18 protein-coding genes are annotated in these 17,049 nt (G+C 48.1%); all 18 read right to left on the bottom strand.

The features are described from left to right. Window positions 1-249 precede the first annotated feature (249 nt). The gene (lysS, locus tag ACM6JA_RS12360) at window positions 250-1,785 is read right to left on the bottom strand and encodes a lysine--tRNA ligase (RefSeq protein ID WP_414852525.1); all 1,536 of its coding nucleotides are present in this window, start codon (window positions 1,783-1,785) and stop codon (window positions 250-252) included. Window positions 1,786-1,887: 102 nt separating this feature from the next. Beyond that, window positions 1,888-2,364, bottom strand: coding sequence for a transcription elongation factor GreA (greA, locus tag ACM6JA_RS12355; RefSeq protein ID WP_007725265.1), 477 nt, complete (start codon window positions 2,362-2,364; stop codon window positions 1,888-1,890). Window positions 2,365-2,581: 217 nt separating this feature from the next. Then, complete coding sequence (gene dusB, locus ACM6JA_RS12350) at window positions 2,582-3,610, bottom strand: tRNA dihydrouridine synthase DusB (protein ID WP_007725261.1); 1,029 nt, start codon at window positions 3,608-3,610, stop codon at window positions 2,582-2,584. 70 nt (window positions 3,611-3,680) lie between these two features. Further along, entirely contained in the window at window positions 3,681-3,890 is a 210-nt protein-coding gene (locus tag ACM6JA_RS12345) for a helix-turn-helix domain-containing protein (RefSeq protein ID WP_007725259.1), read from the bottom strand. Beyond that, a complete protein-coding gene (gene folK, locus ACM6JA_RS12340; protein WP_414852524.1) occupies window positions 3,842-4,372 on the bottom strand; it encodes a 2-amino-4-hydroxy-6-hydroxymethyldihydropteridine diphosphokinase in 531 nt (176 codons plus the stop codon). Before folK ends, ACM6JA_RS12345 begins: the two co-directional genes overlap by 49 nt. Continuing rightward, a complete protein-coding gene (gene folB, locus ACM6JA_RS12335; RefSeq protein WP_007725254.1) occupies window positions 4,369-4,740 on the bottom strand; it encodes a dihydroneopterin aldolase in 372 nt (123 codons plus the stop codon). The genes folK and folB overlap by 4 nt, the downstream gene beginning before the upstream one ends. 2 nt (window positions 4,741-4,742) lie before the next feature. Beyond that, window positions 4,743-5,930, bottom strand: a complete 1,188-nt coding sequence (gene folP / locus ACM6JA_RS12330) for a dihydropteroate synthase (protein ID WP_414852523.1) — start codon at window positions 5,928-5,930, stop codon at window positions 4,743-4,745. A gap of 52 nt (window positions 5,931-5,982) precedes the next feature. Further along, window positions 5,983-6,828 (bottom strand): aminodeoxychorismate lyase, encoded by an 846-nt coding sequence (gene pabC / locus ACM6JA_RS12325; RefSeq protein WP_414852522.1) that lies wholly within the window; start codon window positions 6,826-6,828, stop codon window positions 5,983-5,985. 38 nt (window positions 6,829-6,866) lie between these two features. Further along, window positions 6,867-7,595 (bottom strand): twin-arginine translocase subunit TatC, encoded by a 729-nt coding sequence (gene tatC, locus ACM6JA_RS12320; RefSeq protein ID WP_007725246.1) that lies wholly within the window; start codon window positions 7,593-7,595, stop codon window positions 6,867-6,869. Window positions 7,596-7,664: 69 nt separating this feature from the next. After that, window positions 7,665-7,865 carry a twin-arginine translocase TatA/TatE family subunit gene (gene tatA, locus ACM6JA_RS12315; RefSeq protein ID WP_414852521.1) on the bottom strand — a complete coding sequence of 67 codons (201 nt, stop codon included), beginning with the start codon at window positions 7,863-7,865 and terminating at the stop codon, window positions 7,665-7,667. Between the two features lie 20 nt (window positions 7,866-7,885). Then, entirely contained in the window at window positions 7,886-9,529 is a 1,644-nt protein-coding gene (locus ACM6JA_RS12310) for a PhoX family protein (protein WP_414852520.1), read from the bottom strand. A 137-nt stretch (window positions 9,530-9,666) separates the two neighbouring features. Continuing rightward, window positions 9,667-10,251, bottom strand: coding sequence for an aminodeoxychorismate/anthranilate synthase component II (pabA, locus tag ACM6JA_RS12305; protein WP_007725240.1), 585 nt, complete (start codon window positions 10,249-10,251; stop codon window positions 9,667-9,669). Between the two features lie 17 nt (window positions 10,252-10,268). Beyond that, the gene (locus ACM6JA_RS12300; RefSeq protein ID WP_414852519.1) at window positions 10,269-11,762 is read right to left on the bottom strand and encodes an anthranilate synthase component I family protein; all 1,494 of its coding nucleotides are present in this window, start codon (window positions 11,760-11,762) and stop codon (window positions 10,269-10,271) included. Between the two features lie 120 nt (window positions 11,763-11,882). Then, complete coding sequence (gene cysK, locus ACM6JA_RS12295) at window positions 11,883-12,815, bottom strand: cysteine synthase A (protein WP_007725236.1); 933 nt, start codon at window positions 12,813-12,815, stop codon at window positions 11,883-11,885. An 82-nt stretch (window positions 12,816-12,897) separates the two neighbouring features. Continuing rightward, window positions 12,898-13,800, bottom strand: coding sequence for a peptidyl-prolyl cis-trans isomerase (locus ACM6JA_RS12290; RefSeq protein ID WP_414852518.1), 903 nt, complete (start codon window positions 13,798-13,800; stop codon window positions 12,898-12,900). A gap of 28 nt (window positions 13,801-13,828) precedes the next feature. Next, window positions 13,829-14,701 (bottom strand): Hsp33 family molecular chaperone HslO, encoded by an 873-nt coding sequence (gene hslO / locus ACM6JA_RS12285; RefSeq protein ID WP_414852517.1) that lies wholly within the window; start codon window positions 14,699-14,701, stop codon window positions 13,829-13,831. A 186-nt stretch (window positions 14,702-14,887) separates the two neighbouring features. Next, entirely contained in the window at window positions 14,888-15,832 is a 945-nt protein-coding gene (locus ACM6JA_RS12280; protein WP_007725227.1) for an RNA polymerase sigma factor RpoD/SigA, read from the bottom strand. Window positions 15,833-16,082: 250 nt separating this feature from the next. Further along, window positions 16,083-17,042: an ABC transporter ATP-binding protein gene (locus tag ACM6JA_RS12275; protein ID WP_414852516.1), complete on the bottom strand. Its 960-nt coding sequence runs from the start codon at window positions 17,040-17,042 to the stop codon at window positions 16,083-16,085. Window positions 17,043-17,049: the final 7 nt, after the last annotated feature.

Below are 17,049 nucleotides of genomic sequence, written 5' to 3'. Positions count from 1 at the left end.
TCACAACAACCATTTCATCTTATCAGGTTGTCCAGGCCGTGTCAACAAGTTTTTTTAACGTGTTTTTCAGCGACCTCATTAATCTACCACAAACCTTGAAGGAAAAGCAAGAACTAATTTCACATCATTTTTCGTGATCGATTAAGTAAAAAAGAAGAACAGGTATTAATATAACACTTAACCTTTTTAAGTGCAAGTAAAAAAATAAAAACCACCTGAGGTTTTCTCAGATGGTTCTATTCTGCAAGACTAATCGCGGTTACGCATATGAGGGAACAGCAGTACGTCGCGAATAGAAGGTGAGTTGGTCAACAGCATTACCAGACGGTCAATTCCGATTCCTAATCCTCCAGTTGGCGGCATACCATACTCAAGCGCTTCAATGAAATCGTCGTCCATATCATGCGCTTCGTCGTTACCAGCTTCTTTTTCCAATAGCTGTGCTTCAAAACGTTCACGCTGGTCAATTGGATCATTGAGCTCTGTAAATGCATTAGCATGCTCACGAGCTACGATAAACAACTCAAAACGATCCGTGAATCGCGGATCCTGATCATTTTTCTTCGCCAATGGCGAAATCGCCACAGGATGACCGTAAACAAAGGTTGGCTGAATCAACGTATGCTCCAGCTTTTGCTCAAAGAATTCATTTACTACATGTCCGAACGTATGGTGAGGCTCAACAGATATGCCATGCTCTTTTGCCAAAGCACGCGCTTCATCGTCGCTCATTTCCTTCCAGAAATCGACGCCGAGATTTTCCTTAATCAAATCTACCATGTGTACACGACGCCATTTTGGTGTCAGGTCAATCTCGTTGCCTTGGTACTGAATTTTCATGGTGCCCAATACTTCCTGTGCGATATGAGCAACCATTTCTTCAGTCAGGCTCATGATATCCTGGTAGTCGGCATATGCTTCGTACAGCTCAATCATCGTGAACTCAGGGTTGTGGCGAGTAGAGATCCCTTCGTTGCGGTATACGCGACCGATCTCATACACCTTTTCCAGGCCACCGACAATCAGGCGTTTCAAGTGCAGCTCAATTGCAATACGCATATACAGCTGCATATCCAATGCATTGTGGTGCGTGATAAATGGACGAGCAGATGCACCACCGGCAATCGCATGGAGTGTAGGTGTTTCTACTTCCAGATAGCCAAGGTTGTCCAAATAACGACGCATTGAAGTCAGAATGCGGCTACGAGTAATGAACGTATCGCGAACTTCTGGATTCACAATCAAATCCACGTAACGCTTACGGTAGCGAGTCTCGATATCTTTGAGACCATGGTATTTCTCAGGCAGTGGACGCAGTGATTTGGTCAGGTAGGATAGTTCCTTTGCTTTTACACTGAGCTCGCCGGTTTTTGTTTTGAAAACAACACCAGTTACACCAATCATGTCACCGATATCAGCCAAATCAAATACTTTGCTCAGCTCTTCGCCAACGGTATCCTGACGGACGTAGATTTGAATCTGACCGGAACGATCCAGCAGTTGAGCAAAGCTCGCCTTACCCATTCCACGTTTCGCCATCAAGCGGCCTGCAATCGTAACCACGTTCTCTTCCGCTTCCAGCTCTTCCTTGCTCTTTTCGCTAAAAGCTTTTGTTATATCTGCAGCGTGATGCGTTTGCTCGAATTTTTTACCGAACGGATCAAAGCCCCACTCACGCAATTGATTCATTTTGTCGTGACGCACTTGAAGAAGCTCGTGGAGCCCTTCCTGTTGCTGTTCTTCTTGTTGAAGGTCCTCTTGCTGGAGGTCTTGCTCGTTTGCCATTTCACTCACTCCTCTAGAAAATGCCTGCATTAACAATTTTGTACAGACTTTTATAATAGCGATACGGCGTACCTCGCAAAAGGTACGCCATAGATCGACTGCTTACAGGTTAATATCAAGAATCTCGTACTGAATGACTCCTGCCGGTACGTTTACATCAACAATCGCGCCTTTTGCTTTGCCGAGGAGCGCTTGACCTACCGGGGACTCGTTGGAAATCTTGTTGTTCATCGGATCGGATTCAGCAGAACCTACAATCGTGTAATCCATAACATCACCGAACTCGAGATCTTTCAGCTTCACGCGGGAACCAACACTTACAACACCTGTATCTACATCTTCATTTGTGATGATGCGGGCATTGCGCAGCATTTTTTCCAGGGTCAGAATGCGACCTTCAATGAACGCTTGCTCATTCTTTGCTTCTTCGTATTCAGAGTTCTCACTGATATCTCCAAAGCTAATCGCTTCTTTAATACGAGCAGCTACTTCCTTGCGTTTAACCGTTTTCAAATCTTCAAGTTCTTGTTCCAGCTTTGTTAAACCTTCTGGTGTAAGGATGACTTCTTTTTCAGACATGGTTCAATTCCCCCGTTTTAAAAAATGATTCCATTTATACTGGGTAAAGTACAAAGGATTATATGTAGATGTTCCATACAATATACAGCAGAATGCAATCGTCTGTGAGGTTCATAGGTAAAGCTGCCAGTGTGGACTGGCAGCTCGGCTCCCAATATTACGGAGTATTATAGGATATGAAGGAACCCTTGTCAATGTCTGGAATGAACCGCCAATTTTAGTAGCTGACAGCCTCATCACCTGCTGTTTCCAGCGGTTCTTCACTGTCATCTGCGTAGTTTTCGATCCAGTCGACAAAGTTCATGAGGACGCTGCGAAGCTCCTCTTCTGTCTCAACCGCATTCACGAGATTTTTCGTGTGCGTCGAGCCCTTCAAGCCTTTCAAGTAATACGCCGCGTGCTTACGCATTTCAAGGACGCCCACTCGCGGACCCTTCAGCGCGATTAAACGCTCTGCGTGCAATAAACAAATATTCATCTTTTCACGTGCGGATGGCTCCGGTCCGAGCTCTCCCGTCGTCAAGTATTGAATGGTGCGATACAGCATCCATGGATTTCCGAGCGCAGCGCGTCCAATCATGACACCATCGCAACCCGTTGTATCCAGCATGCGTCTCGCATCCTCAGGGGTAGCGACATCCCCGTTACCAATCACCGGAATCGAAACGGTTTCCTTCACCTGACGGATCCAGTCCCAATCAGCTTTCCCTTTGTACATTTGTACGCGGGTGCGTCCATGAACAGCAATCGCTTTGCCGCCTGCACGTTCTACTGCCTTGGCATTATCCAGTACGTACAGATGATCTTCGTCCCAACCCAATCTCATCTTCACGGTAACCGGCTTGTCGACCGCGTCGACCACAGCAGATACCACTTCGTAGATTTTATCTGGATCGAGCAACAGACGCGCACCTGCATCACAGCTCGTAATTTTCGGCACAGGACAGCCCATGTTGATATCAATGATATCCGCATTCGTATGCTGGTCTACATATTTCGCCGCACTCACCAAAGTTTCCTTGTCTCCACCAAAAATCTGCAAACTTAGTGGTTTTTCGCGTTCGTCGACAAACAGCATATCCATCGTTTTTTTGTTTCCGTGCACGATGCCCTTGTCGCTTACCATCTCGGCGCAAACCAATCCAGTACCGAACTCCTTGGCAATCAGACGAAAAGCAGGATTACAGACACCTGCCATTGGAGCGAGAACTACGTTGTTTTTTAATTCGATATTGCCGATTTTCATCTATTTTCGCCTCCTTATTCCCGCTTAGTCGGGGTCTTGGAGAGGACAATCCTATCCAAACTTCATTACATCACTTATTTATAGCACATAATTCATCGTAGTCTACCTGTAAAGTGCTGGCGATCTTCCGTAATACAGGCTCTGTTGGCGTACGAGTTCCTCTCTCTAGTGATCCAACAAACGACAGTGACACTCCCATCTTGTCCGAAAGGGACTGTTGCGTATACCCTTTTAGCTTTCGGAAGGACCGGATTCGATTTCCCAGTTGATTGATCCCCACTCACGTACCCCCTTGTGATCTTCTACCAATAAGGAAAGATAATGATCAATGGTCTGGTTATGCTCAGGTAAAACGCCGCCTTCCCAAACGTCTCGGAGCGGCACGAGTACAAAAGCACGCTCGCTTAGCCCGGGATGAGGAATCATGAGATTGTCTTGCGAAACACGAGATGTCCCGTACAACAGTAAGTCAATATCAATCGTGCGCGGTCCCCACCGAACCGTTCGTACACGACCCAGCTCTCGCTCTACTGACAAAGCCGTCTCTAGCAGCTGATCCGGGCTCTGTTCTGTTTCCACAGCGATCGCCATATTCAAAAATGCATCTTGTTCAACGTAACCAAATGGATCGGTCTCATAAACAGAGGAGACACGAAGCACGCGAATTCCAGGTTGCTCGTTCAATCTCTGTATCGCCCGGCGCAAGTTCTGTGCCCGATCCCCAAGATTGGAGCCTAACGCCAAATACGCACAAACTGTCATGAAGCAAAATCCTCTCTTCTACGGATCATCTCAATCGCAACCGACTCATAATGCCCATTGATCGGCGGATTCGGCTTGGTCACTTTTGCTTTGACTTCATGCAAAGGGAATTGCTCCAATAAGCGTTCTGCTATCACAGCAGTCAGTTTTTCTATCAGATGAAATCGTTCACCCTCGACAATTTTTTGCACACAAGTAAAGATATCGGCGTAATTGACTGTATCGTGAAGATCGTCACTTGCTCCGGCCTTGGATAAATCGAGCGATAGCTCCAGATCGACATAGAACCGTTGGCCCAGCTCAGCCTCTGCTCCAAACACACCGTGGTATCCGTAAAAAGACATGCCATTGAAGTAGATTTTATCCAAGGTTAAATGCCCCCTTTTAGCATCGCATCCATCATCTTCGTCACGCGCTTCATTTCTTTGACATCATGCACCCGTACCATATGGCAGCCTTTTGCCGCCCCCAGGGCAACTGTCGCTGCGGTACCTTCGACTCGTTCATCTACAGGCACGTCGAGAACATGACCGATCATCCGCTTGCGTGAAGTGGCAAGCAGAACGGGATAGCCCAGCCCTACCAGATCATCCAGCCTGCGCATCGTTTCGAGATTTTGCTCAACAGTCCTTACAAACCCGATCCCCGGATCGAGAATGATACGCTCCTGTTTTACCCCTGCCTGCAAGGCGATCTGTACTGACTCACGCAAGTCATTGATATAGTTTGGGAAAAAGTCGTGATAGTCCGTGTCTTGGCGATTGTGCATCAGGATAATGGGAACATCGAGACGAGCAGCTACCTCTGCCATCCGCGGGTCACGTTTCGCTCCCCATACATCATTAATGATATGTGCCCCTTCTAAAATAGCCCGTTCTGCAACCGCCGCTTTGTATGTGTCAATGGATAGCGGAACAGACAATTCCTGCGAAAGTATCCGAATGACTGGCAGCACTCTGTCCAGCTCCGTCGCCTCATCGACTGCTTCCGACCCCGGACGTGTCGATTCTCCCCCGATATCAATCAGGTCAGCTCCGGCCTCAACCATCGCACGCGCTTGTGCCAGTGCTGCCTCCACATCGACATAGCGACCGCCATCTGAGAATGAATCAGGTGTCACATTCAAAATACCCATGACTAACGTTCGCTCCCCGAGTGGCAGGACATACTGGCCACAGTTCAGCTCGCGCCGCGCACGAAGCTTGGCAGGCATAGCTAAAACTTCCCGTACCTCTGCCGCCAACGCTCGTAGTTCTTCTGTTTGGGTTTTCATATGATCCAACGCCAAATCCATCTTCGTGTGTGAAGCCAACAACAGCACGTATTTTTTGTCGGCAGTACCTGGTTGGTCTGAAAGAATGGCTTCCGCATCGAAAGAGTGCATAATCTCTCTCACACTCTGTGCTGTTGCCACACTCATGTTTTCCGTGTGAATCTTCAGGCTCGTCCCCGCTTCCGCCATGCGTTCGGCTTCCGCAACAGGAACACCCCTTTTAACAAGCTCCGATACCATCTCAGCGAAGGTCGCAGCATGGATTCGAAATGAATTGTATTTCATGATCAAACTCCCTTTATCCGTCTTCGCACATTGAATAGTAGCATACCATAATTTACTCGCTAGCCGCTACAGACTGACGGTAGGCGCGGTGCAGTTCGCACGAATATGTACCATATGTCGAAGGGACGCAATGCCCGTCAATTTCGGTAATCGGAACGATCTCTTGCACGGAATTTGTCGTAAAGACTTCATCGGCGTTGAGCAGATCTTCCAAGCGATATCGACCTTCTTCGGCAGGCATCGATAATTGCTGTGCCAAAGTCAAAACATGTCGCCGCGTTACACCATCAAGAATGCCCGTATCAATAGAAGGGGTAAACAACTTGCCGTTCTTGACCCAGAACACATTGCTCACAATTCCTTCCGCCACGAAGCCATCATGCGTCAAAAAAAGACCTTCCACATCTGGCCGGGCACCGAGTTCTTGTCGAGCAAGAGCATTGTTTAAGTAATTGTGCGATTTAAAGCGTTGCTGGCCTTCCGCTGTCTGTCTAGCCAACGCCAATGTCTGCAATCGCTTAGGCGGAGGAGGTACTGCCAGAGGTGCTACAGGTTTGGCAAATACGAATAAGGACGGACTCTCGTACCCCCCTGCTACCAAGCCCACTCCTTCTGCGCCAGCCGTAATACTCAAGCGGACGTAAGCATCACGCAACTCGTTGGCATCTATGGTCATCAAGATGGCGCAAGCGAGCTCTTCCTTTGTCCAAGCAGGTTGAATCTGCAACGCAAAAAGCCCGGAACAAAGCCGGGCGTAATGAGCATCCCATAAAAATAGCTTGCGGTCGTATACACGTAACGTTTCAAACAAACCAATACCGTACAAAAACCCGTGGTCCAATACCGATACTGTAGCCTCGTGAGCCGGACAAATCGTCCCGTTAACATAAACGTGCATCTGCGCTCTCTCCCGATAATATAGTCGAGAGCATCATATCACATTTCCGAAGAAAGTCCCGTTTCCCCCGAGCGTTTGCCGTGTACGAAACGCGAGATAGTAATAGAGATTTCATATAAAACGATGAGTGGCACAATTACCATAATATCGGAAAGGAAATCAGGCGGCGTAATCGTAATCGAGATGATTGCGAGCACCAGATAGGCCGGCTTGCGCATTTTTGCCAAACGATGCGGGTTGAGAATCCCTAAATGGCTCAAAAACAAAACAATCACCGGTAGTTCGAAAAGCAACCCAAACGGCAGGCACAGATTGAGCATAAAGGTGAAGTAATCATTCGCTGTAATGACCAGCTCAAAATTCCCGTTAGATAGCCCCAACACAAATTTGTACATCATCGGAAAGAGCACAAAGTAGGCGAAGGAAAGCCCGAAAATAAATAGCAGGAATAGAGCCGGGATATACATGAGCGCCACTTTTCGCTCTCTTTCTTCCAATGCGGGCACCACAAAGCGCCAAACTTGATAAGCGGCAACCGGAATTGTGATCGCAAGTGCACCGACTGCGGCCAGCTTCACATAGATCGACAGGATATCTCCCGGCCCAAGAATCGCCAGCTTTTCCCCTGAATGATTCGCTAATGCCAAATAAATATGATCCACAAACAAAAAGCAGATAACCATACTGACAACAAGAACGGACAACACAATCAGAATTCTGCGGCGCAGGTCTGTAACATGCTCAAGTATAGGCATCTCTTTGCTCACTCGAACTCCTCCTCATGCGCGGAAAAAGGCAGTGCGTCTCGTGTACGCACCGCCTTCACTCAGGCTGGATTAGTTGATTCGTTTCAACGCTTCTTCTGGAGCCTTCTCTTTTTCATCATCGTCTTTGGTCAAATCTTTTGCTGCGCTTTTAAATTCGGTCAAGGTTCGTCCAAAAGCACGACCGATTTCTGGCAGTTTACTCGGCCCGAAAATCACCAAAGCAATGATCAGGATCAGAATTAATCCAGGAATACCGATGCTCGACAGCATAATCTGTTACACTCCTTGTCCTAGAAACCTGTAATAGCAATCACGCTCGGCATGGCTACTGCATTTCCGCCTTTAGGCCAGTGGCTGGTTGGCTTGTCATACGACTTCAGGTTTTCACCTGGATGCTGTACGGCCAGGAACAGTGTTTTTTCATCAGGGGTGAACCAAGGACCTGTCATTTCAGCGCCTACTGGTGCAGACGCGAATTGTGCGGCTTCACCCTTACTGTTACCCGTTGTTGGAATGAAAAACACACCATTGTTTCCAAAGGATTTATAAATGCCGCTGTTCATCGACGAGGACGAGATATCTGTCACGACCCACAGGTTACCCGCACTGTCGAAAGCCATGTTGTCTGGTGCCGCAAAACCGCTTTGTGGTCCGCCTGCTGCAAAAATCTCAAACGTGAACTCCAAGCCTGCATGGTTGTTGTCATTTTCGAACAGACGAACGATTTGTCCATAGAAGTTGCCATGCTTGTCGTTGTTGGTCAGGGCAATGAAGACGGAGCCATCAATCGGATGTACTTCCAAGTCTTCTGGGCGATCCATCGGGGTGGCCCCTACTGCTTTGGATGCATCTCGGCAGTTGAGAAGCACGTCAGCCTGAGAAGCGAACATCGGTTTGCCATCTGCATTGACTGCTTTTTTTAGTGCTTCGTTTGTTGCGAAATCCAACGCAATCCACTTGCCCTTACCGAAGTTGGCAACGTACAGTGTACCCTCTTCCAGCAGCTTGGAATTGTTTTTCCCTGCCTTCGGATCGTACTTGCCTTTGGAAACATACTTGTACACGTATTGGTCTTTCGCATCATCCCCCATGTAAACGACCAGTTGTCCAGTCGGAGCTAGAACCATTGCCGTGTTTTCGTGGGAGAATCTGCCCAGCGCTGTATGCTTTTTCGGAGTCGATTTTGGATCAAATGGATCTACCTCAACAACCCAGCCATAATGCTCGGCTTCAGGCAGCTTGCAATCGCCGACGACGTCCATGTAGTTTTCCTCGCAGGAAAGAATTGTATTCCACATCGTCACGCCGCCGGAGCAGTTCGCAAATGTTCCGGTTACTTCTTTAGCAATGGAAGCTGCTGGACCCGTCAGCACATGCTTGGTGAGCCCGCTTACCCGACGACCATATTTGGAATCGGAAACAAGCTTCCATGTGCCATTTTCTTTTTTGATTTCAATAATCGAACCGCCCAGTGCATACAAGTATTTTTCGATTTGTGCAGGGGTACGTTTGTTGTCCTCAGAATCAGTATTCAGATAGTCATAACCGTTTACGTAATATTCCAACTCACCTAAATATTCGTGATTTACCCACAAGAGGCCATGATCGGACTTGCCTTCGATTGGCAGGAAACAGGTGAAGTCGTTGTTGAACCCGAAGGTATCTCCTGCTGCATTGATTTTATCGCCATAGGAAGCCACTACATCGTATTTAAAACCGTCCGGCAGTACAACATCGTCTTTTGTAGTCGGGTGAATTTCTTTGAATTTCGGATTGAAGTTATGCTTCTTTGTATCGAGACCAAACAGATGATCGGCCGTTTTTCCTGATAGGGTACCGCCAGCTGCCAGGGCAGGAATTCCCGTTGCCACCGAAGCCAACGCCGCTGTCCCTACTCCAAGATAAGTCAAAAACTGTCGACGATTTACATCCATTTACTATCTCTCCTTTTTTGCCTTCTTCGGTTTCATTGTACAAGCCGTATATCGAGGAACCATGAATGTTATATAAAGAGTATGTAAATAAAAAAACCGCCCTCGTAAAAAGGCGGTTTTCCTGTCGTATCTATGTGTTAACCTGTCGTATGGCGCGCGTATGCAGTAAGGAAGTTCTTCAGCAATTGCTTACCGTGCTCGGTAATAATCGATTCAGGGTGGAACTGGACGCCTTCGATTGGGTACTCCCGATGGCGCACAGCCATAATTTCACCTTCGGCTGTCCGGGCGGTTACTTCCAGCTCACTCGGAATGGACGCTTCCTCAATAATCAAGGAATGGTAACGTGCCGCCGTAAAGGGAGAAGGAATGTCCTGAAAGATAGTTTTGCCATCATGGAAAACTTCCGACGTTTTTCCGTGCATCAAGCGCTCGGCCCGAATGACTTTTCCACCAAACACTTGCCCAATGGACTGATGGCCCAAACAAACACCCAAAATCGGAATTTTTCCGGCAAAATGGCGGATAACATCCATGCTGATCCCCGCTTCATTTGGCGTGCACGGTCCTGGAGACACCATCAAGTAATCCGGTGCCAATCGTTCAATTTCTTCCAGTGTAATTTTGTCATTGCGATACACTTGTAGCTCTTCCCCAAGCTCTCCCACATACTGCACCAAATTGTAGGTAAAGGAATCGTAGTTATCAATCATCAAAATCATCGTACACTCATCTCCTCTCAACTCATCGTTCTCTGCTCGCTCAACTCAAGCGCTTTCCACAACGCTTCTGCCTTTTTTAATGACTCGGCATACTCGGCCTCTGGAACCGAGTCAATCACGATACCCGCTCCAGCCTGGACATGAGCTACGCCATCCTTGATCACCATAGTGCGGATGGCAATGTTGACCTCGATATCACCATTGAAGCCAAACCAGCCGATTGATCCCGTATAGACGCCTCGCTTGACTGGCTCCAGCTCTTCGATGATTTCCATCGTGCGAACTTTTGGCGCTCCGGTGATCGTCCCTCCCGGAAAAGTCGCTTCGATCGCATCAAGCGCATCCTTACCTGCTGCCAGCTCTCCTTTGACATGAGAGACGATATGCATGACGTGGGAATATTTCTCCACGACCATGAATTCACTGACCTCCACACTGCCAAAGCGACAGACACGGCCCATGTCATTGCGCTCCAGATCAACCAGCATGACATGCTCTGCGCGTTCCTTTTCATTATCAATTAGCTCACGTGCCAATGCATCGTCTTGCTCATCCGTTAATCCACGCGGACGTGTACCGGCGATCGGACGCGTATGCACTTCCTTGCCTTTTACCTTTACAAGTAGCTCTGGCGAAGCACTAACTAATTGAAATTCAGGGAAGCTCAGATAGCCCATATAAGGAGAAGGATTCAGCTTGCGAAGCACATCGTACACTTCTGGGGCAGTCACCTGCACCGGCTTACTTTGCCGTACCGACAGATTGACCTGAAAAACATCCCCTTGGGCGATGTACTCCTGCACCCGACGAACGGCATCCTCGAATTGGTCTTTGGCAAAGGATACTGACGCTGGCACTAGCTTGGCAAGCGGTTTTTTGCGCAAAGCTTCCCAATCTGTCTCATCGCGATCCATTGCCAATGAAGCAATCGAGTCCATGCGTTTTTCCAGGCGGAATGCTGCTTGTCGATAGCTCTCTTCGGTCAAATTGTCCGCGCTCAAATGCGTCAGGCAAATGATCTCTCGGGTCTCATGATCAAAGACAAGAAGGTCTTGCATTATCATAACATACAGGTCTGGCAACTGTAAGTCGTCAGTCGCTATCTGTGGCAAGCTCGGCTCAAAAAAGCTGTTCATCTCATAGCTGATATAGCCTACGGCGCCCCCAGCAAAATCTGGCATACTTGGAAGCGCAGGCGTACGGTAACGAGAGAGCAGCTCTCGTAAAGCATTCAATGGGTTGTGAGTCTCTATGCTCTCGATTTTCCCTTCTGGGTACGAAACAATAGTTTCTCCTCGCTGACTGCGCAGCGTAGCGATAGGCTCATATGCCAAAAAGGTATACCGCCCAGCTCGTCCACTTTCCAACAGGACAGCATGTTGCAGAGAAGGCTGTAGTTTTGTGAGCACCTGCCACGGATCAATCGTCGAAGACCACGGTTTACGCAGGGCAAGGGGGACCAACGGAAAAGATAAGGCATACGTCTGGCAATCAGCAAAGGTAGGGAACATTCTTCCTCTTCACGCTCCGGTTTTCACTATTTATCCGTTCATTATATAGTTGCCTGACACAAAAAGAAAAGACCACGTCGCCAACGTAGCGCTCCGTGGTCTTGCGGTATCTTTTTACAATTAATCTTCGAACTGATACAGAGGCGTGGACAAATAACGCTCCCCATTCGAAGGAATGACAACGATCACTTTTTTACCTTTGCCGAGCTTCGCTGCTACTTGCAGAGCCGCATGAATCGCTGCTCCAGAGGAAATCCCGCCGAGAATACCTTCCTGACGAGCAACACGACGCGCGGTTTCAAAAGCGTCCTCGTTTTCTACTTTTATGATTTCGTCATAAATTTGTGTATCGAGAATATCTGGAACAAAGCCAGCCCCGATACCTTGGATCTTATGTGGACCTGGTTTGCCGCCAGACAAAACTGGCGAAGCAGCAGGCTCAACAGCCACGATTTGTACATTCGGATAGTGTTCACGAAGAACCTGCCCTACACCCGTAATCGTTCCGCCTGTACCGATACCGGAAATAAACGCATCTACGCCGCCAATTTCCTTCGCTTGGTCCAACAGCTCACGAGCAGTTGTCTCACGGTGCACGGCCGGGTTTGCCAGGTTTTTAAATTGTTGCGGAATAAAATACGAGCTATCTTCTTTCGCCAGCTCTTCCGCTTTGCGAATCGCTCCTCCCATCCCTTCGCTGCCTGGTGTGAGAACCAGCTCCGCACCATACGCACGCAACAGGTTGCGTCGCTCAATACTCATCGTCTCTGGCATGACCAGAATAGCACGATATCCTTTTGCAGCAGCAACCATCGCGAGTCCAATACCGGTATTTCCGCTCGTAGGTTCAATGATGGTATCACCCGGTTTCAGACTTCCATCTGCCTCTGCTGCCTCAATCATCGACAACGCAATTCGGTCTTTTACACTGCTGCCCGGGTTGAAGAACTCCAGCTTCAAGTAAATGTCTGCAATATCTTCGGTGACAATACGATTCAGCTTTACAAGCGGAGTAAATCCAATCAAATCGGTAATGGAATTAGCCACGCGCATATGTTCTGCCCCTCCTATTTTTAATAACCGAGTAAAACGCTAGGATTTATTGACATAATTATATCAACGGTAGCCTATTTGGTCAATGAGGCATTTGCCCAGAAATCTGGACCCCTACCGATTTTCGCAATCGCTCCAGCACGACATCCAGCGACTCGACCTGGGCAAATGCGATTTCTCGGCGCAGCTCATCTTTTACCTCTTCAAACGTCCGTTGACTGGCTTCCCTGCGCTCCGTCAGTTGGTAAATGACGTAATGATCTTCTATTTTGATTGCTTCGCTATATTTATCTTTCTCCAGCTTTTCTACGATGGGCTTCGCTTCGTCAGGCAATCGATTATCCTTGATGGAAACCCAGCCTACATCGCCGCCGTTCACCGCTGTATCCGGATCAATCGAGCGCTCTTTGGCAATCGTCTGAAAGTCTGCCCCGTTTTTTAAATCAGCCAAAACTTGCTCCGCTTCTTTTTGGGAAGCCACGACGATCTGTCCTAAACGCATCTGCATCGGTCGGGTATAACGGTCAGATCGGCTATTGTAGACGTTTAGTACTTCTTCATCTTTGATGGTCATGTCCTTCGTTGCCAGGGTTTGCAGCAGGATTTGGTAAGAAATCTCCTGCTTCAGGGCTTCCACGGTCGTCCCCGCTTGTTTTAACAGCGCAGCTTCAAACTCGCTGTCTGTCCGACTGCCGTAACTGTCGCGAATCTGGGAAAGCTCTTGGTCCAGCTGCTTCGGATCAACCGTGATGCCGGAACGCTTCGCCTCTTGAAAAACGACTTCCCGATTAATCATGTCGTTTAGCACTTGCTTACCAAACTTTTGTTTCAGCGTCGTTACATACTCATCTTTGCTAATCGTCTTATCCCCTACGATGGCGGCAGGCTGCAGCTTGCCTGATGCCTGGTACCATGCCCAGGTAACGGCAAGCAGCAACAATACGAGCGCGCCAATGAATGCCCACAACCCTTTTACGTTGGTCATGCCAACACTCCCCTACTTGACGCCGCGCTTACATGTCTTTCAGGATGTCTTCCAACGCGGATCTGTCATAATGGTAACGTTCATTACAGAAATGACAGTGTACTTCAGCTTCGCCCTGTTCCTCAATCATACCTTCCATTTCTTCGCGTCCCATGCTGATCAGTGCCTGAACAACCTTATCCGCTGTACATTTGCAGCTAAATTGAATCTCCGTGCGGCTCAGGATTTTTGGCTCATCCAATACGCGGGCCAAAATCTCTTCAGGAGTCAAGCCCTCGCCAATCATGCGAGAAACCTGTGGAAGCTGTCCTAGGCGTTCTTCAATTGCTGCTACAACCTCTTCTGGCGTATTCGGTAACAGCTGAAGAATAAATCCACCCGCGGCCAAAACAGAACGGTCCTCAGGGTTAACCAGTACACCCACACCTACTGCTGAAGGCGTTTGCTCGGACATCACAAAATAATAAGTGAAGTCTTCCCCAATCTCACCAGAGACGATCGGCGAACTGCCTTGATACGGCTCCTTGAGACCGAGATCTTTCGTTACGTACACAAACCCGTCTGTTCCCACTGCACGCGCTACATCGAGCTTGCCTTTATCGTTTAGCTCAAAGTGGACGTGCGGGTTGGATACATACGCGATTCCTTCTCCATGTGCGTTTGCTTCCGCCATGATCTGCCCGATTGGTCCGCCTCCTTTTACTTTGACATGGAGGCTCTCGTTTCCTTTTAACATAGCCCCCATCATCAAGGTAATAGTCAGCGTACGTCCCGCTGCTGCTGTCGCTGTATTCCACATGTCGTGACGACGACGCATATCTTCGACAGATTCTGTCGTGCGTGCGGCAAAAGCACGAACATGCCCATTAAAACCAGTTGCTCTTATCATATAATCGCCCATGTAGCGATCCTCCTTTTCAAACTACCTCTTTACATAGCGAAAAAATCATGAAGCTATCTTACCAGTTTACCACAAGGAGAAAAAGACTACGCTTCTCCCACTGTGAGTCTGACACTTTGTGAATTCGACCATTTCTGACAGAAAAGACCCCTCTAAGAAGAGGGGCCGAATTAACTAAATCCTATGTTAGGTTAAATAATCTTTTAATACGTGTGAAGCTTTTTGCGTACGCAATCGGTCAATCGTCGTCGCTTCAATTTGGCGAATACGCTCGCGGGTAAGACCGAACATTTTCCCCACTTCCTCCAGCGTATACACTTGATCATCATAGAGACCATAACGCATGGAGATAATTTCTTGGGCGCGGGGACTAAGTCGCTCCAACGCTGCGCGCATTTGCGAGCGAAGATCTACCTTTTCAATCCAGTCATCCAGAGAGGACAACCCATCATCCATGATTTCTGCGTAGCTCAAGCTCTCGTCTTCATGCCAAGCCTGCCATTTCTCACTATCCAGCTCAGCGTCGATGGACTCCATCTTCATCATTAAAGCCAGTTCGATGGCTTCCACCTTTTCTAGTGGAATATCCAAGAGTACGGCAATCTCCTGCCGATCAGGCGTACGGTTCAAAGCGTGGACGAGATGTAGTACTTGCTTCTGATACTGGCGAATCTGCTCATGCATGTGGACAGGAATGCGAATCAAAGTTGCTTTGTCGTTGATGGCACGGGTGATCGCTTGAGAGATCCACCAGTGTGAGTAATGATAGAGACGCACGCCACGTCCCACATCAAACTTGTCAATCGCGGTAAACAAACCTATCGTGCCCTCCTGAATCAAATCCAGGAACGGCATCCCTCTTTTCAAATGGCGCAAAGCGGTACTAACTACGTATCGTAAATAGGCGCGCACAATCGTTTCACGTGCTTCAAGATCGTCATCCCTTTGATAGCGAATCAGGCAAGCAAGCTCTTCTTCTTTGTCCAACATGGGTGTTGCAGCGACGCTTTCCAAAAACAGTAGAGCAGAAGTGTCCGATCGAAGTGATCTAGGGACAACAATTCCCAACTGTGTCTCCACTTCCCGCCAGCGACGGGGAGTTGAATGGAACGAGGAGGTACTCAGAGTCATATGCAACCCTCACTTCTCTGGAATGGAAGTTCACGATGAAGTAGGTGAGTCACGGAATGTTTTACTGTATCCGTATTTCGACAAAACCTGTTTGATTCCTGCCAGTTAACAGAATATTAACAGTTCTCCTCTCTGAATAGTTGATGTAAGCCCTTTCATAGGTTAGGGTTAAAAGTTTATGAAGAAAAAGCCATCCCATTAACGAAGGATGGCAAAAAGACAATGTCGAATCTTCTGATAAAATTGAAGGCTACTGATACAAGTGACAGGCGACGAAGTGGTTGGTGTCTACTTCCTGCCAAATAGGCTTCTTTTCGGTGCATACGGCTTTGGCTACCGGACAGCGTGTACGGAATACACAGCCGCTAGGTGGATTGATCGGGCTGGGAACGTCACCTTCGATAATGGTGCGCTCACGGCTTTTCTCCAAGTCGGGATCGGGGACAGGAATAGCCGACAACAACGCTTGCGTGTAAGGATGCTTCGGTGATTCGTAAAGAATTTCACTGGCAGTCATCTCGACCATATTGCCCAAATACATGACGCCAATACGGTCACTGATGTGCTTGACCATCGCCAAATCATGCGCGATAAACAAATACGTCAGCTTTTGTTCCTGCTGCAATTTCTTCATTAAATTAACGACCTGTGCCTGAACCGAAACATCGAGTGCGGAAATCGGCTCATCGGCAATGATGAAGCTAGGATTGACGGCAAGCGCCCGAGCAATCCCTATCCGTTGTCGCTGACCACCGCTGAACTCGTGCGGGAAACGGTTGGCATGCTCTTTTTGCAAACCAACCATCTCTAACAGCTCAATCACACGCTTCATTCGTTCCTTCCCTTTATATAGCCCATTAAGATGCAGGCCCTCCGAAATGATTTCCGCAATGTTCATTCGGGGATTCAGAGAAGCATATGGGTCCTGAAAAATCATTTGCATATGGCGTGTCAGCTTACTCCGCTCAGCAGATGATGCCTGATGGACGTTTTGCCCATCAAAAATAACCTCACCTGTCGTCGGTTGATACAATCCGATGATTGTACGGCCTGTGGTCGATTTGCCGCAGCCAGATTCCCCTACCAGTCCAAACGTTTCCCCCTCGTATATATCAAAGGAAACATTGTCCGCTGCCGTAAGTGAGAGCCCTTTACCCAACGTAAAGGTTTTTGTCAGGTTCTTTACCTGGACCAGCTTCTTTCGTTGCATCTGGCCA

It is taken from the genome of Brevibacillus sp. IT-7CA2 (genome assembly GCF_949767855.1).
GTDB lineage: Bacteria > Bacillota > Bacilli > Brevibacillales > Brevibacillaceae > Brevibacillus.
The sequence above is the reverse complement of the archived record's forward strand: the minus strand, read 5'-3'. Positions and strand labels throughout refer to the sequence as shown.

Excerpts from the sequence above, each read along its gene's own strand:
- lysS (WP_414852525.1), bottom strand. The coding sequence starts at position 1,785 with ATGGCAAACGAGCAAGACCTCCAGCAAGAGGACCTTCAACAAGAAGAA.
- greA (WP_007725265.1), bottom strand. The coding sequence starts at position 2,364 with ATGTCTGAAAAAGAAGTCATCCTTACACCAGAAGGTTTAACAAAGCTG.
- dusB (WP_007725261.1), bottom strand. The coding sequence starts at position 3,610 with ATGAAAATCGGCAATATCGAATTAAAAAACAACGTAGTTCTCGCTCCA.
- folK (WP_414852524.1), bottom strand. The coding sequence starts at position 4,372 with ATGACAGTTTGTGCGTATTTGGCGTTAGGCTCCAATCTTGGGGATCGG.
- folP (WP_414852523.1), bottom strand. The coding sequence starts at position 5,930 with ATGAAATACAATTCATTTCGAATCCATGCTGCGACCTTCGCTGAGATG.
- pabC (WP_414852522.1), bottom strand. The coding sequence starts at position 6,828 with ATGCACGTTTATGTTAACGGGACGATTTGTCCGGCTCACGAGGCTACA.
- tatA (WP_414852521.1), bottom strand. The coding sequence starts at position 7,865 with ATGCTGTCGAGCATCGGTATTCCTGGATTAATTCTGATCCTGATCATT.
- ACM6JA_RS12310 (WP_414852520.1), bottom strand. The coding sequence starts at position 9,529 with ATGGATGTAAATCGTCGACAGTTTTTGACTTATCTTGGAGTAGGGACA.
- pabA (WP_007725240.1), bottom strand. The coding sequence starts at position 10,251 with ATGATTTTGATGATTGATAACTACGATTCCTTTACCTACAATTTGGTG.
- ACM6JA_RS12300 (WP_414852519.1), bottom strand. The coding sequence starts at position 11,762 with ATGTTCCCTACCTTTGCTGATTGCCAGACGTATGCCTTATCTTTTCCG.
- cysK (WP_007725236.1), bottom strand. The coding sequence starts at position 12,815 with ATGCGCGTGGCTAATTCCATTACCGATTTGATTGGATTTACTCCGCTT.
- ACM6JA_RS12290 (WP_414852518.1), bottom strand. The coding sequence starts at position 13,800 with ATGACCAACGTAAAAGGGTTGTGGGCATTCATTGGCGCGCTCGTATTG.
- hslO (WP_414852517.1), bottom strand. The coding sequence starts at position 14,701 with ATGGGCGATTATATGATAAGAGCAACTGGTTTTAATGGGCATGTTCGT.
- ACM6JA_RS12280 (WP_007725227.1), bottom strand. The coding sequence starts at position 15,832 with ATGACTCTGAGTACCTCCTCGTTCCATTCAACTCCCCGTCGCTGGCGG.
- ACM6JA_RS12275 (WP_414852516.1), bottom strand. The coding sequence starts at position 17,042 with ATGCAACGAAAGAAGCTGGTCCAGGTAAAGAACCTGACAAAAACCTTT.